This window comes from Burkholderia sp. 9777_1386 (genome assembly GCF_015712265.1).
Lineage (GTDB): Bacteria > Pseudomonadota > Gammaproteobacteria > Burkholderiales > Burkholderiaceae > Burkholderia > Burkholderia cenocepacia.
This window is the reverse complement of sequence record NZ_JACCQB010000024.1, coordinates 48470-62803: the sequence shown is the minus strand read 5'-3', so window position 1 is coordinate 62803 and position 14334 is coordinate 48470. Positions and strand designations below refer to the sequence as shown.

The 14334-nt window shown below is 68.0% G+C and carries 15 protein-coding genes; 12 read left to right on the top strand and 3 right to left on the bottom strand.

Annotation, left to right across the window (positions count from 1 at the left end):
• The first annotated feature begins 113 nt into the window (after positions 1-113).
• Both H0X91_RS19095 and H0X91_RS19090 read left to right on the top strand, forming a co-directional pair.
• Positions 114-818 (top strand): SDR family oxidoreductase, encoded by a 705-nt coding sequence (locus H0X91_RS19095; protein WP_196433237.1) that lies wholly within the window; start codon positions 114-116, stop codon positions 816-818.
• 203 nt (positions 819-1021) lie between these two features.
• A complete protein-coding gene (locus tag H0X91_RS19090; RefSeq protein ID WP_006484637.1) occupies positions 1022-2299 on the top strand; it encodes an epoxide hydrolase family protein in 1278 nt (425 codons plus the stop codon).
• Positions 2300-2416: 117 nt separating this feature from the next.
• Here the strand turns inward: H0X91_RS19090 and H0X91_RS19085 are convergent, their stop codons facing one another.
• Positions 2417-2821 carry a hypothetical protein gene (locus H0X91_RS19085; protein WP_330165488.1) on the bottom strand — a complete coding sequence of 135 codons (405 nt, stop codon included), beginning with the start codon at positions 2819-2821 and terminating at the stop codon, positions 2417-2419.
• 89 nt (positions 2822-2910) lie between these two features.
• Complete coding sequence (locus H0X91_RS19080; RefSeq protein ID WP_034202799.1) at positions 2911-4296, bottom strand: aminotransferase-like domain-containing protein; 1386 nt, start codon at positions 4294-4296, stop codon at positions 2911-2913.
• 163 nt (positions 4297-4459) lie between these two features.
• Here H0X91_RS19080 and H0X91_RS19075 point away from each other — a divergent pair, with 163 nt between their 5' ends.
• The 5 genes from H0X91_RS19075 (at position 4460) to H0X91_RS19055 (ending at position 9552) form a co-directional block, all read left to right on the top strand.
• Entirely contained in the window at positions 4460-5746 is a 1287-nt protein-coding gene (locus H0X91_RS19075) for a hydroxymethylglutaryl-CoA reductase, degradative (RefSeq protein ID WP_006495735.1), read from the top strand.
• 88 nt (positions 5747-5834) lie between these two features.
• Complete coding sequence (locus H0X91_RS19070) at positions 5835-6332, top strand: hypothetical protein (protein WP_006484516.1); 498 nt, start codon at positions 5835-5837, stop codon at positions 6330-6332.
• Complete coding sequence (locus H0X91_RS19065; RefSeq protein WP_006484537.1) at positions 6332-7711, top strand: tripartite tricarboxylate transporter permease; 1380 nt, start codon at positions 6332-6334, stop codon at positions 7709-7711. The genes H0X91_RS19070 and H0X91_RS19065 overlap by 1 nt, the downstream gene beginning before the upstream one ends.
• 255 nt (positions 7712-7966) lie before the next feature.
• Positions 7967-9010, top strand: a complete 1044-nt coding sequence (locus H0X91_RS19060; protein WP_006484595.1) for an alpha/beta fold hydrolase — start codon at positions 7967-7969, stop codon at positions 9008-9010.
• On the top strand, positions 9010-9552 hold the full coding sequence (locus H0X91_RS19055; protein WP_012493119.1) for a cytochrome P460 family protein: 543 nt from the start codon (positions 9010-9012) through the stop codon (positions 9550-9552). The genes H0X91_RS19060 and H0X91_RS19055 overlap by 1 nt, the downstream gene beginning before the upstream one ends.
• Here H0X91_RS19055 and H0X91_RS19050 read toward each other — a convergent pair.
• Positions 9533-9811 (bottom strand): hypothetical protein, encoded by a 279-nt coding sequence (locus H0X91_RS19050; protein WP_124633622.1) that lies wholly within the window; start codon positions 9809-9811, stop codon positions 9533-9535. The genes H0X91_RS19055 and H0X91_RS19050 overlap by 20 nt on opposite strands.
• A 27-nt stretch (positions 9812-9838) precedes the next feature.
• On the opposite strand from H0X91_RS19050, the gene H0X91_RS19045 reads away from it, so the two are divergent.
• The 5 genes from H0X91_RS19045 to epsC all read left to right on the top strand — a co-directional run bounded on the left by H0X91_RS19045 (position 9839) and on the right by epsC (position 14333).
• Positions 9839-10186: a DUF4148 domain-containing protein gene (locus H0X91_RS19045; RefSeq protein ID WP_062910074.1), complete on the top strand. Its 348-nt coding sequence runs from the start codon at positions 9839-9841 to the stop codon at positions 10184-10186.
• Between the two features lie 84 nt (positions 10187-10270).
• Complete coding sequence (locus H0X91_RS19040; protein ID WP_006484617.1) at positions 10271-11062, top strand: alpha/beta fold hydrolase; 792 nt, start codon at positions 10271-10273, stop codon at positions 11060-11062.
• Between the two features lie 75 nt (positions 11063-11137).
• Positions 11138-12538, top strand: coding sequence for an amidase family protein (locus tag H0X91_RS19035; protein ID WP_196433236.1), 1401 nt, complete (start codon positions 11138-11140; stop codon positions 12536-12538).
• 357 nt (positions 12539-12895) lie between these two features.
• Positions 12896-13366 carry a rhodanese-like domain-containing protein gene (locus H0X91_RS19030; RefSeq protein ID WP_048984332.1) on the top strand — a complete coding sequence of 157 codons (471 nt, stop codon included), beginning with the start codon at positions 12896-12898 and terminating at the stop codon, positions 13364-13366.
• Between the two features lie 28 nt (positions 13367-13394).
• Positions 13395-14333: a serine O-acetyltransferase EpsC gene (epsC, locus tag H0X91_RS19025; RefSeq protein ID WP_006495729.1), complete on the top strand. Its 939-nt coding sequence runs from the start codon at positions 13395-13397 to the stop codon at positions 14331-14333.
• The last annotated feature ends 1 nt before the right edge of the window (position 14334 follow it).

Sequence of the window (14334 nt, the reverse complement as noted above, 5' to 3'; positions counted from 1 at the left end):
TCGGCTGGCGGCAGAAATACTGGTTCGACAGCCGGAATCGATGCGCCTACATTACCACCATGGCGCGCCGAATGGCGGCTGCGCGGCGGCAGAATCGAAACGAGGAGCGGATCGTGACTGTAGAAAAAGTGGCGCTGATCACGGCGGCGGGCAAGGGCATGGGCGCGGCGATCGCGCGCGAACTGGCGGCGACCGGCTACCGCGTCGCGCTGATGTCGCCGTCGGGCAGCGCGGTGGCGCTCGGCGAGGAACTGGGCGGCTTCGGCATCCAGGGCTCGGTGACGGAAGAAGCCGATATCGACCGGCTCGTGCAGGAAACGGTCGCGCGCTACGGGCGGATCGACGCGGTCGTGAACAACACCGGCCATCCGCCGAAGGGCGAGCTGCTGGCGATCACCGACGACAACTGGCACGCGGGCCTCGACCTGATCCTGCTGAACGTGGTGCGCGTGATGCGCCGCGTGACGCCGATCTTCCAGAAGCAGGGCGGCGGCGCGGTGGTCAACATCTCGAGCTTCGCGGCGGAGGCACCCGAGCAGCCGATGCCCGTGTCGTCGGCGCTGCGGGCGGCGTTGAGCGCGTGGACGCGCCTCTACGCGGAACGCTATGCGGCCGAGAACATCCGGATGAACGCGGTGCTGCCGGGCTTCATCGACAGCTGGCCGGAAACGCCGGAGATCGTCGCGCGCATTCCGGCCGGCCGCTTCGGCAAGACCGGCGAGATCGCGAAGACGGTCGCGTTCCTGCTGTCGGACGGCGCGGGCTACATCACCGGGCAGAACATTCGCGTCGACGGCGCGATCGTCAAGGCGCTCTGAGCGCCGCATCGGCGGGCAGCCATACAGGCGTGGCCGCTCGCCGCGCAACAGCTACAAACGCGTACAAATCAGACAAATCCGGGATACATCAGACCTTTCAAATGGGCGACGCCGCGTGACGAGGGCGCGCCGGATTGAAAGCCTGGGCGCGATCTCGCGCGCGGCATGTTCACTTTCCACTTCACGAAAGGAGATGCCGAACGATGTCTTCCACACCGTTTTCCCCGATGCGTCGCCACCTGCTGGCCACTTCCGTGGCCGCCGGGGTGTCGGCGATGCTGCCCACCGCGCTGCATGCGGCCACCGGCGCGAGCGGCATACGCCCGTTCACCGCACACATTCCCGATGAAGCCGTGGCCGACCTGCGCCGTCGCATCGCCGCGACGCGCTGGCCGGGCCGCGAGACCGTCGCCGACGAATCGCAGGGCGTGCGGCTCGCGCGCATGCAGGCGCTGCTGCGCTACTGGGGCACCGACTACGACTGGCGCAAGGGCGAGGCGCGCCTGAACGGTTTCCCGATGTTCATCACGGAAATCGACGGGCTCGACATTCATTTCATTCACGTCCGCTCGCGGCACGAGAACGCGATGCCGATGATCATGACGCACGGTTGGCCCGGTTCGATCTTCGAGTTGCTGAAGGCGATCGGCCCGCTGACCGATCCGACCGCGCACGGCGCGAGCGCGGACGATGCGTTCCATGTCGTCGTGCCGTCGCTGCCGGGTTTCGGTTTCTCGGGCCGGCCGACGAAGACCGGCTGGGGTTCGGATCACATCGCGCGCGCGTGGGGCGAACTGATGGCGCGGCTCGGCTATACGCGCTTCGTGTCGCAGGGCGGCGACTGCGGCTCGGTGATCTCGCACCGGATGGCGATGCAGCGCGTGCAAGGTCTGGCCGGGATTCACGTGAACATGCCGGCGACGGTGCCGCCGGACATCGCCACGCTGCTCGCGACCGATGCGCCCGCGCCGGCGTCGCTGTCGCCGAAGGAGAAGGCTGCGTACGAGAAGCTCGCGACGTTCTATCGCGACAACTGCGGCTACTCGGCGATGATGGTCACGCGGCCGCAGACGGTCGGTTATGCGCTGGCGGATTCGCCGTCCGGACAGGCCGCGTGGATGTACGACAAGATCTCGCAGTGGACGTACAGCGGCGGCGTGCCCGAACGCTCGATTCCGCGCGACGAGATTCTCGACGACATTTCGTTGTACTGGTTGACCAATACAGCGACGTCGGCCGCGCAGATCTACTGGGAGGATCACTCGAACAACTTCAACGCGGTGGATATCTCGTTGCCGGCGGCGATCACGGTGTTTCCGGGCGAGATTTATCAGGCGCCGCGCAGTTGGGCCGAGCGCAGTTATCACAACCTGATCTACTTCAACGAAGTCGACAAGGGCGGGCACTTCGCGGCATGGGAGGAACCGGAATTGTTCGCGCGTGAAGTGCGTGCCGGGTTCCGGCCGTTGCGGCGCGTGTAGGCGGGGTCGGTGCGATGAATGCGGGCCGGCCTGTTGCGCGGCCCGCGTTTTTCAAACACCGGGTTTCGATACGGATTGAATCCTCGCGTGAGCATTAGAGTGGCGATGGGGTGCCTGTCAAAAGAGGCTGCACGACCAGTATGAATCCATCAGCTTCCCGACAATCGCCGCGGCAAAGTAGATGCCGGTTAGCGTGACCAGGAACCCTATCCATGTCACCTCGATTCGTTGAAAACGTCGGACAATCGACGCAGCTGCGGCGCAGACAACAAGTCCGATCAACATGCTGGGCGCATGATGGATGACGCCGGCCATCACGGCGAAGGCCGAGAGAAACAGCGCCCAGTTCAGCGCGTCGCCGAAGGAACTGCAGGAGGCCGTGGAATAGCCGAAGAAGCCCGCAAACGCGAGAGCCGGAAGCCCGAGCACGATCCAGATCATCGCGAGCCAGAATGGCGGTCCACTCGCGGCTCGTTTCAACGAATGCATGCCTTGTTCATCGATATCGGCCAAATCGATCACCTCGAATTGAATGGATGAATACCGCGCAACGTCGATGGCGAATCGGCGCGCGGCTACGGTTGCTTCCCTTTTCCAACGACATGCCGCGCCTACGCAATCGCCTGCAACGCCTGCGCAAACCGCTTGTCCGCCAGATACGCAACGTTGAACCGGCAATACTTCGACGGACGATCGGCGTGCGGCGAGAATACCGCCCCGGGCGCGAGGATCACGCCGCGCTCCAGCAGCGCCTGCGCGAGCGACATCGAATCCGGCCAGCCGGGCAGCGCGGCCCACAGATACAGGTTCTGCTCGCACGGCCGATAGACCTCCGCGCCGAGACGGCCGAGCGCATCGAGCGCGGTGCCGGTCGCGCGCCGCAGCTTCTCCTGCAGATGATTCGTATGCCTGAGAAAGTGGCCATCGCTGACGATCGCATCGAGCGTGCGTTCGCAGTATTCCGAGCTGCTGACGTGCGTCAGCATCTTCACGTCGGCGAGATCGCTGGCAAGCGCCGCATTGCACGCGAGAAACCCGACACGCAGCGCGGCCGACACCGATTTCGAAAAACTGCCGATATAGATCGTGCGGCGCAACTGGTCGAGCGTCGCGATGCGCGTGAGCGAGCGCGGCCGCAGGTCGGCCAGCGCATCGTCCTCGACGATGATCAGGTCGTGCGCGTCGGCGAGCTGCAGGATGCGGTGCGCCTTGGCCGCGCTCGTATCGGTCGCGGTCGGGTTGTGGCCGACCGATTGCGTGAAGAACAGTTTCGGCCGGTACGCGGCGATATGCTCGGCCAGCTTCGCGACGTCGGGACCGTCGATCTCGCGCGGCACGCCGACGATGTTCGCGCCGCTCAGCTTCAGCTTGCCGAACAGCGGGTAGTAGCCGGGATCGTCGACGAGCACGGTGTCGCCGGGGCGCACGAAATAGCGCAGCACGAGGTCCATCGCCTGGTTCGCGCCGTGCGTGAGCACGATCTGCGCGGGCGGCGCCTCGATCTCGTAACCGGCGAGCTTCTGTTGCAGTGACTGGCGCAGCGGCAGGTAGCCGAAGCGGCTGCCGTAGCGGAACAGCGACGCGGCGCTCGTGCGCATGATGCGCTGCTGGTACTGGTTCAGCCGCGTTTCCTCGAGCCACTCGATCGGCGGGAAGCCTTCGCCGAGATTGAGCACGTCGGGTTTCACGTGCAGTTGCTCGCGCATCAGCCACACGATGTCCATCGCGCGGTCGAGCGAGCTCGGCTCGTCGAGGTCGGGCGTGGCCGCCGCACGTCGCGTGACGAAGAAGCCGGAGCCGCGGCGCGGCTCGATCAGGCCGTCGGCCGCGAGCATCTCGAACGCGCTGATCACGGTGTTCTTCGAGCAGCCGGACGCCTCAGCGTATTCCCTGATCGACGGCAGTTTCGCGCCGGCCGGCAACACCCCTTCCTCGATCTGTCTGGCGAGATTGTCCGCCATCGCGCCAGACAGGCTGGCTTTTGCACGCTGTTTCATCGGAATCTTCCGTCGGGCCGGCCTACTGTCATGGGTACGGTTGAGGGACTGTCTGCGCCGTCTGTACCTTTTCAATGGGTACAGCGTGACTATTATTCGGCTATCCACTGCCCGCCGCAAGCACCGACGGGCAATACCGCCACCCCGCAACAGTCAACCCATCATGCCGATCGATTCCGCCTTGCCGAACTTCCGCTCGCTGACGCCCGAGCAACGCCTGTCCCACCTGGCCCGCGTCGTCGGGCTCGACGATGCCGAGCACGCGCTGCTCGCCCGACCGGGCGCGCTGCCGCTCGATACCGCGAACGGGATGATCGAGAACGTGATCGGCACGTTCGAGCTGCCGATGGCGGTGGCCGGCTACTTCAGGATCAACGACCGGGACGTGATCGTGCCGATGGCCGTCGAGGAGCCGTCGATCGTGGCGGCCGCATCGTACATGGCGAAGCTTTCGCGCGCGGCGGGCGGCTTCCGCACGTCGAGCAGCGGCCCGCTGATGCGTGCGCAGGTCCAGGTGGTCGGCGTCGACGATCCGTACGGCGCGCGGCTCGCGATCCTGCGTCATGCGGCCGAACTGATCGCGCTCGCGAACAGCCGCGACAAGGTGCTGGTCGGGCTCGGCGGCGGCTGCCGCGACATCGAGGTTCACGTGTTTCCCGACACGCCGCGCGGCGCGATGATCGTCGCGCACCTGATCGTCGACGTGCGCGACGCGATGGGCGCGAACACGGTCAACACGATGGCCGAGACCGTCGCGACGCGCATCGAGGCGATTACCGGCGGCCAGGTACGGTTGCGGATACTGTCGAACCTCGCCGACCTGCGGTTGGCGCGCGCGGAGGTACGGTACTCGGCCGCGACGCTCGCGACCGACGATTACGCCGGCGAAGCGGTGATCGACCGCGTGATCGACGCATACGTGTTCGCGGCGACCGATCCGTACCGCGCGGCGACCCACAACAAGGGCATCATGAACGGCATCGATCCGGTGGTGGTCGCGACCGGCAACGACTGGCGCGCGGTCGAGGCCGGCGCGCATGCGTACGCGAGCCGCAGCGGCCGCTATACGTCGCTGACGACGTGGGAGAAGGCCGCGAACGGCGACCTCGTCGGCACGATCGAGATGCCGATGCCGGTCGGGCTCGTCGGCGGCGCGACGAAGACGCACCCGCTCGCGCGCCTCGCATTGAAGATCATGAACGTGACGTCCGCGCAGGAACTCGGCGAAATTGCGGTCGCGGTCGGGCTTGCGCAGAATCTCGGGGCGCTGCGTGCGCTCGCGACCGAAGGAATCCAGCGCGGCCACATGGCGCTGCATGCGCGCAACATCGCCGTCGCGGCCGGCGCGACGGGCGCCGACATCGACCGGATCGCGCAGCGGATGGTCGCGGCGAAGGACGTGCGTACCGATTTCGCCGTCGAGCTGCTCGCGGGCCGCAGCGACGGCTGACGCGCGGCTGCGCGCCGCGTGATCGACGCGGTGTGCAGTCCGCGCCGCGCCGGCATGGCCGGCGACATATCAAACCAGGAGGAGACACATGGAACAGACCGGTTCAAGCGCCGTCGCACCCGCGCCGCATCGCACCCGGCCGTTGGCCGGCGCCGATGCGGCGGCCGCGACGCTCGTCGAGGTGTGGGGCGACACGGTGGCGACGAAGCATCTCGCGTGGTCGGTGCTGCTCGGCATCGCGATCAGCCTCGGCGCGTTCGAGATCGGCCGCATCGCGCTCGCATCGTTCGTGCACGACGCGGCGATCGCACGCGCTTATGCGATGCTGATCGGCCTCGGCGGCTGCCTGCTGGCCGGCACGATCTGCGCGGTGCTGTTCAAGCCGAAGCGCACGGTGATCGAGCATGCGGCGGGCAGCGCCGAGCGCGACGACGCCTTGCGGCAACTCGCCGAAGCATCGGGCGGACTGGGCGCGACGAGCGACCTGTCGGCCAGCGCGCGCGCCGAGATGGAGGAACTCGGGCTGCTCGACCTGTTCGCGTCGTACGACGCGTCGACCGGGCGCGCACGCGCGGGAGGCCGCTGATGGACGCACTGCTGCAGGCGTTGCCGGCCGCGTTCGCGATGGGGCTGCTCGGCGCGATCGTGTTCTCCGGCATCGGGCTGATCTCCGGCACCGACGAAACGACGACGATCGCGCCGCTCACGTTGCTCGTCGCGCTGCTCGGCGTGCCGCCGGCCGGCGTGTTCACGTTCTTCCTCGCGGGCGCGGTGGCCAAGCACATCACGCATGCGATCCCGACCGCGCTGCTCGGCATTCCCGGCGACACGATGGCCGCGCCGCTGCTGCAACAGGCGACGCTGCTGCGCGCGCTCGGCGTGCCGCACATCGCGCTGCGCAAGATGATCTCCGGCGCGATCGTCGCCGCGTTCGTCGCGCTGCCGCTCGCGGTGTTGTTCGCGTCACTGCTCGCGCCGTTCGGCGCGGCGATCGCGAAGGCCGCGCCGTGGGTGTTCCTCGCGGCGGCCGTCGGCATCGCGTACTGCTCGGCGGGGCGCTGGGCATCGGTGCTGCTGCTGGTGCCGTTCGTGATGCTGGTGGTCGGGCTGCAGGCGCTCACCGGTCATTACGGCGTGAAGCTGAGCGTCAGCTACTTCCTCGGGATCGCGATCGGCCCGCTGGTGGCCGACCTGTTCTCGATCCTGTCGCCGGCCGAGCGGCGGCGCATGCGCCGCGACGGGCCGTCGACGTTCGTGCTCGCGCCCGACGTGAAAAGCTGGCGCGGCTATTTCCCGAATCCGCTGAAGGTGCTCGACCGCGAGCAGGTCGCGTGGACGGTCGGCACGGCCGCCGTGTCGAGCGCGACGTTCGTGTTCAGCCCGGTCGCGATGACGGTGCTGATGGGCGAGATCGTCGGCGCGCGCGTGCGTCATGCGTACCAGCGCCTGACGACCGTGATCGCCGCGCGCAACGGCGTGACCGAGGCCACCTATATCGCCGAAGCGCTGATTCCGCTGATCGCGTTCGGGCTGCCGCTGAGCCCGGTGGCGGCCGGCCCGGCCGCGCCGCTGTTCAATGCGCCGCCGCGCTTCACGGTCGACGCGGCGAGCGGGCAGATCCACAACCTGCATACGCTGATGAGCTGGCCCGCGTTCCTCGGCTACGGGCTGCTGGCGATCGTGCTGGCCGCGCTGATCGCGTATCCGCTCGCGATGCACCACGCGCACCGCGCGGCGGCGTTCGTCGCGCGCAAGCTGAGCCATGAAGCGATCATCGCGACCTTCGCGGGGCTGATCGTCGTGATCGGCGTGTGGGAAGGGCAACTGCTCGGGCTCGCCGTGATCGTGACGATCGGCCTCTTCGGCGGGATGCTGTCGCGCCTGTTCGCGTTCAACACCGGCGTGCAGTTCATGGGCTATTACGTCGCGGTGCTCAGCGTGCCCGCGATCGCCAGGCTGTTCTGACACGCCGGCGTACCGGGCCGCGAGTGCCGCGCGGCCGCGCCGAAGCGTCGTTTTGTCGCGATTTTTGAATCGCTGTGTGTCGTGTTCGCACACGGATACGTTGGGATACAAAGCGTCCGGATGGTTCGGATATAAAACCGGTGAAGCGATTCGCACGGCGGCGCGGTGCCATGCGCCGCCGCTGCGAACGGCGACACCCGATGCCCGCACGTGCCGCGGGCCCTTTCCTGAGCGATCGACAATGGAGAACGAGTCATGCCTGATACCGTGAACACCCGCCGCCGCCTGATCCTGGGCTCGACACTGGCGAGCCTGAGCCTGGCCGACCTCGGCTTCAGCGCGCTCGCGCATGCGCAGTCGGCGCCCGATGCATCGGCGGCGAAGCGCCCGGCCGGCGCTGCGTCGCTGGGCCCGATCCACCAGATCGACGCGGGCGTGCTCAACGTCGGTTATGCGGATCTCGGACCGAAGCAGGGCCCGGTCGTGTTCCTGCTGCACGGCTGGCCGTACGACATCTACAGCTACGCGGACGTCGCGCCGCTGCTCGTCGCGGCCGGCTATCGCGTGATCGTGCCGTACCTGCGCGGCTACGGCTCGACGACGTTCCGCTCGGCCGACACGGTGCGCAACGGCCAGCAGGCGGTGACGGCCGTCGACATCGTCGCGCTGATGGATGCGCTGAAGATCGACCGCGCGGTGTTCGGCGGCTACGACTGGGGCGCACGCACGGCCGACATCATCGCGGCGCTGTGGCCGCAGCGCGTGAAGGCGCTGGTGTCGGTGAGCGGCTACCTGATCGGCAGCCAGGCGGCGAACGCCAAGCCGCTGCCGCCGCAGGCCGAATTCCAGTGGTGGTATCAGTTCTACTTCACGACCGAGCGCGGCGAACTCGGCTACGCGCAGAACCGCGATGCGTTCAACAAGCTGATCTGGCAACTCGCGTCGCCGAAGTGGCAGTTCTCCGACGAGACGTATGCGCGCTCGGCCGCATCGTTCCGGAATCCCGATCACGTGGCCGTCGTGATCCACAACTATCGCTGGCGGCTCGGGCTCGCGAAGGGCGAAGCGCAATACGACGACATCGAGCGGCGTCTCGCGGCCGGGCCCGCGATCACCGTGCCGACGATCACGATGGAAGGCGACGCGAACGGCGCGCCGCATCCGGAGCCGGCCGCGTACGCGAAGAAGTTCACCGGCAAGTACCAGCACCGGACCATCACCGGCGGCATCGGCCACAACCTGCCGCAGGAAGCGCCGCAGGCATTCGCCGATGCGATCCTGCAAGTGGAGCATCTGTGATGCGGGCCCGCGTGGGAATGGGGCGGCGCGGCGCGCGCCATGTGCTCGTCGCGGGCGTGCTGCTGGCCGGTGCGTGGTCGGCGAGCGGTCCGGCCGCGTTCGCGGAGCAGCCGAAGCCGGCCGCGGCCGCGTCGCCGATCTACGGCGTGACGATTCCGCCCGGCTACCGGAAGTGGGAGATGGTCGCGCCGGCCGAAGAGGCCGCACCGCTCGACGAACTGCGGGTGGTGCTCGGCAACCCGGTCGCGATCCGCGCGCTCGAACAGGCGACGCTGCCGTTTCCGGACGGCACGATCCTCGTGAAGCTCGCATACAAGCGCAAGCAGTCCGACGAGTTCGCGCCCGCGACGGTGCCCGGCCAGGCGACGACCGTGCAGGTGATGGTGAAGGATTCGCGCCGCTATGCGGCGACGGGCGGCTGGGGATTCGGGCGCTTCATCAACGGCGTGCCAGCCGACCTCGGCCAGCATCAGACATGCTTTGCATGCCATCAGGCGCGGGTGAAAAACCACGATTACGTGTTCACGCGGCTCGCGCCGTGACGTGACACGGCGAGGTGAAGTTGAAGGTGACGGAAAGGCGTGCCCTGCGAGGCACGCCTTTTTTCGTGGTGCGCGGGGAACGGCGCAGCGCATCGGCAAACGGGTTTGTATCGCTCTGTATCTGCGGCCGCTCCTGAAAAACTGGCATGCAGAAAGCCCCGGTTTCGGAAACATGCCGGATACGTGCGCGGGTTCTACTGTCGACATGCAGCAAACGTTCGGTGCCAGGCGTTCGCACCGGATGCCAGGTGATCGACACCCCCAACTTCGTTCAAGGAGAAATCTCATGAAAGCCGCTCGAATCCTCGCCGTTGCCATTCTCGCCGTCGCACCCGCACTGTCGTTCGCCGATACCGGCCACGGCCTCACGCGTGCCGAAGTGCGCGCCGACCTCGTCCGTCTCGAGAAGGCCGGCTACAACCCGGCCGGCAGCGAAGCGCATTACCCGGACGACATCGCCGCCGCAGAGCATGCCGTCGCGGCTGCCGAGCAGGTCGCACGTTCGGACCAGAACGGCCCGTCGAAGTCGCAAGGCGACAACGTGGCCGATGCGTCGACGCCGGCCGGCCATCGCGATGCCGCGCAGCCGCGTGCCGCACGCAACGCCGCCGACGACCTGTACGCGCATTCGTGATTCCGCGCCGCGCCTGCCGCATGCAGGCGCGGCCTTCACTGCAGTCCTTCATTTGAACGACACGACAAGCAAAGGAGCATGACGATGGCCGGTTTGACGAAACGCGTTCTGGTATCCGCCGCGATGATCGGCGGACTGTTCGGTGCGGTCGCGGCGCAGGCCGCGCCGAAGGAAGACCTGAAGGGCACCAACGTCGTGCTCGTGCACGGCGCGTTCGCCGACGGATCGAGCTGGAACCGCGTGATTCCGCTGCTGGAGGCGCGCGGGCTGCACGTGGTGTCGGTGCAGAATCCGCTGAGCTCGCTCGCCGACGATGCGGCCGCGGCGAAGCGTACGATCGACGAACAGAAGGGGCCGGTCGTGCTGGTCGGCCATTCGTGGGCGGGCGTCGTGATCAGCGACGCGGGCAACGACGACAAGGTGAAGTCGCTCGTGTACGTCGCGGCGTTCGCCCCCGACAACGGCCAGTCGATCGCGGACGTCACGCAGGGGCTGCCGGCGCCGGCATGGGCCGGCGAGTTGCGCAAGGACGCGGGCGGTTTCGCACGGCTGTCGGACAAGGCGATCGCGCAGGACTTCGCGCCGGATCTGCCGCCCGCGCAGCAGCGCCTCGTCGCGGCGACCCAGGGGCCGTGGTATGGCGGGTGCATCTCGGAGAAGGTCACGCAGGCCGCGTGGCATGCGAAGCCGTCGACGTTCGTCGTCGCGACGCAGGACCGGATGATCGACCCGACGCTGCAGGAAGCGATGGCGAAGCGGATCGGCGCGACGGTCACGCGCGTGAACGCGAGCCACGTCGCGATGCTGAGCCAGCCGAAGGCCGTGGCCGACGCGATCATCGCCGCGGCCGAGCGCGCGAAGCAGGATACGCAGTGAGCGCATGCGGCGCCGCGCTTTCGTGAGGGGCGCGGTTCCGCGCGTGATCGTGATGTCTTTTCACCAGGAGAAGTCATGACCGAACTCTGGCAACTGTCCGCGACCGAACTCGCGAAACGCGTGCGGCGGCGCGACGTATCCGCGCGCGAAGTGGCGGACGCGGTGCTCGATCGTCTCGATGCCGTGAATCCGGCGATCAACGCGGTGGTCGAACACCGTCCCGACGACGTGCGGCAGCAGGCCGACGAAGTCGATCGCGCGATCGCGCGCGGCGACGATCCGGGGCCGCTCGCGGGCGTCCCCGTCACCGTGAAGATCAACGTCGATCAGGCCGGCTTTGCGACGACCAACGGCACGCGTTTGCAGCGCAATCTGGTCGCGCCCGCCGACAGCCCGGTGGTCGCGAACATCCGGAAGGCCGGCGGGGTGCTGCTCGGCCGCACCAATTCCCCGACGTTCGCATTGCGCTGGTTCACGGCGAATCTCGTGCACGGCCACACGCGCAATCCGCGCAATGCGTCGCTGACGCCGGGCGGATCGAGCGGTGGCGCGGCGGCGGCCGTGGCTGCCGGGATCGGCCCGCTCGCGATCGGCACCGACATCGGCGGCTCGGTGCGCTACCCGGCCTATGCATGCGGCGTACACGGGATCCGGCCGTCGCTCGGCCGCGTGCCGGCATTCAATGCATCGTCGCCCGAGCGGGCGATCGGCGCGCAACTGATGTCGACGGCCGGGCCGATCGCGCGCACGATCGACGATCTCTCGCTCGCGCTACGCGCCTTCTCCGCGCCGGACCCGCGCGATCCGTGGCACGTCGCGGTGCCGTTCGACGGGCGCGAGGTGCCGAAGCGCGCGGCGCTGTGCGTGCGTCCGCGCGGCCTGGAGGTCGTGCCCGAAGTCGAGGCCGCGTTGCGCGATGCCGCGCGCCGGCTGGTCGATGCCGGTTGGACCGTCGACGAGATCGACGATACGCCGCCGATGCGCGAGGCCGCGCTGCTGCAGGAGCAGCTGTGGCTCGGCGACGGATTCGACGCGCTGGCGAACGCCGTGTCGCAAGACGGCGATCCGGGCGCGGCCGCGGTGATCGCCGCCGTGCGCGGCAAGGTGCGCGACCTGCCGGCCGACGTGATCAGCCGCGCGCTGGTCCGGCGTACCACGCTGACGCGAGCGTGGCGGCTGTTTCTCGACGACTATGCGGTGCTGCTGTTGCCCGTTTCGGCGGAACTGCCGTTCCCCGACGATCTCGACCGGCAAGGGCCGGACGGCTTCGAGCGCGTGTGGGAAGCGCAGCTCACGTTGCGCGCGCTGCCCGCGATGGGGCTGCCGGGGCTGGCCGTTACGACATCGATCGTGAACGGCGTGCCGGTGGGCGTGCAGGTGGTGGCCACGCATCATCGCGAGGATCTGTGTCTGCTTGCCGGGCGCGATATTGAAGCGCGCGGGGTGCCGATTGTGCCGGTCGATCCAGTGGTATGACATCCTGAAGAACCCATGCGCCGGCGACGCTCGGTGGCTTCGCCCGCGCATTTCGGATTCCATGACGACGCGCGGAATGCCGCGCTGCTCGTTCTTCCCCTTCCTTTCAAACTCCTTCGATGCACGACGTCGAACGGTCGTCGCCTTTCATTTCCCGCCCGCCATCAACCGCGCACCGATAGCGCGCGTCTGCTATTGCATTCCCCGCGGCGCTGATTAGGAAATGAATTTTTATTGGTTCTGCTTCCCCGACCGCACTCGCATAGTGACGCTGACGGCTATAGACAGCACGCAAGCTGCAACAGCCGCATTCCCGGTGTTTTTGTTCATACGAATCTGCGAAAACAAGGAAGTGTCATGACGGTTGAACTGGAAGAACGAACCGCCGCGCAGCAGGCGCTCGAAGACGCGCGCGCGGCAGCCGTGGCGGCCGGCACGCCCTATGCGGGCGGCGTCGCGCCGGAAGCCGCGTGGGCGCTGTTCTCGGCGGGCGATGCGTTGCTGGTGGACGTGCGCACGGCCGAGGAACGGAAATTCGTCGGTTACGTGCCTGAATCGCTGCACGTGCCGTGGGCGACCGGCACGAGCCTGACGCGCAACCCGCGCTTCGTGCGCGAACTGGAAGCGAAGACCGGCAAGGACGCGGTCGTGCTGTTGTTGTGCCGCAGCGGCAACCGCTCGGCGCAGGCGGCCGAGGCCGCGGCGAAGGCGGGCTTCACGCAGGTTTTCAATGTGCTCGAAGGCTTCGAGGGCGACCTCGACGAGCGGCAGCATCGCGGCGGCCAAAACGGCTGGCGCTTCCGCGGCCTGCCTTGGGCGCAGGATTGATTCACGGCCGTTACGGGGAGAAAGCAGCATGGCCGCATTCGAGATCGACGACATCGTTCAATCGCTGCAGACGGTGCGCCGTGCATGGCGCGAAAAGCAGCGGCGCTCGCTCGAACCGGGCGGGCGCGATTTGCCGGCGCGCGAGGCACTCGCGCAGATCGTCGGCGCGCTGAAGGGCGTGCTGTTCCCGATGCGGCTCGGGCCGCCCGACCTGCGGCAGGAGAGCGAGAACTTCCACGTGGCCCACGCGCTCGACGCGGCGCTGAATGCGCTGCTCGCGCAGGTGACGCTCGAATTGCGCTATGCGGCGCGTCACCGCCATGCCGACGGGCCGGCAGACAACCTCGACGAAGTCGCGTCGAAGGCCGTGCAGGCATTCGCCGCGCGCTTGCCGGAGATTCGCCGGCTGCTCGACAGCGACGTGCTGGCGGCGTTCCATGGCGATCCGGCGGCCGGCAGCGTCGACGAGGTGCTGCTGTGCTATCCCGGCATCCTCGCGATGATCCACCATCGGCTCGCGCACGAGCTGTACGGGCTCGGCCTGCCGCTGCTCGCGCGAATCATCGCTGAGCAGGCGCATGCGGAAACCGGCATCGACATTCATCCGGGCGCGCGCATCGGCGCGGGCTTCTTCATCGACCACGGCACGGGCGTCGTGATCGGCGAGACGGCGATCATCGGCGAGCGCGTGCGCGTGTACCAGGCCGTCACGCTCGGCGCGAAGCGCTTCCCGCGCGATGCGGCCGGCCATCTGGAGAAAGGGCTCGCGCGCCATCCGATCGTCGAGGACGACGTGGTGATCTATGCGGGCGCAACGATCCTCGGCCGCGTGACGATCGGGCGCGGCGCGGTGATCGGCGGCAACGTTTGGCTCACGCAGGACGTGCCGGCCGGCGAAAACGTCACGCAGGCCGTGCTGCGCAGCGAAGCGAACGCCGCGCCGCGCACGGCGGCGCGCGTCGCCTAGG

Coding starts and splice junctions, on each gene's coding strand:
- H0X91_RS19090 (WP_006484637.1), top strand. CDS start 1,022: ATGTCTTCCACACCGTTTTCCCCGATGCGTCGCCACCTGCTGGCCACT.
- H0X91_RS19080 (WP_034202799.1), bottom strand. CDS start 4,296: ATGAAACAGCGTGCAAAAGCCAGCCTGTCTGGCGCGATGGCGGACAAT.
- H0X91_RS19075 (WP_006495735.1), top strand. CDS start 4,460: ATGCCGATCGATTCCGCCTTGCCGAACTTCCGCTCGCTGACGCCCGAG.
- H0X91_RS19070 (WP_006484516.1), top strand. CDS start 5,835: ATGGAACAGACCGGTTCAAGCGCCGTCGCACCCGCGCCGCATCGCACC.
- H0X91_RS19065 (WP_006484537.1), top strand. CDS start 6,332: ATGGACGCACTGCTGCAGGCGTTGCCGGCCGCGTTCGCGATGGGGCTG.
- H0X91_RS19060 (WP_006484595.1), top strand. CDS start 7,967: ATGCCTGATACCGTGAACACCCGCCGCCGCCTGATCCTGGGCTCGACA.
- H0X91_RS19055 (WP_012493119.1), top strand. CDS start 9,010: ATGCGGGCCCGCGTGGGAATGGGGCGGCGCGGCGCGCGCCATGTGCTC.
- H0X91_RS19045 (WP_062910074.1), top strand. CDS start 9,839: ATGAAAGCCGCTCGAATCCTCGCCGTTGCCATTCTCGCCGTCGCACCC.
- H0X91_RS19040 (WP_006484617.1), top strand. CDS start 10,271: ATGGCCGGTTTGACGAAACGCGTTCTGGTATCCGCCGCGATGATCGGC.
- H0X91_RS19035 (WP_196433236.1), top strand. CDS start 11,138: ATGACCGAACTCTGGCAACTGTCCGCGACCGAACTCGCGAAACGCGTG.
- H0X91_RS19030 (WP_048984332.1), top strand. CDS start 12,896: ATGACGGTTGAACTGGAAGAACGAACCGCCGCGCAGCAGGCGCTCGAA.
- epsC (WP_006495729.1), top strand. CDS start 13,395: ATGGCCGCATTCGAGATCGACGACATCGTTCAATCGCTGCAGACGGTG.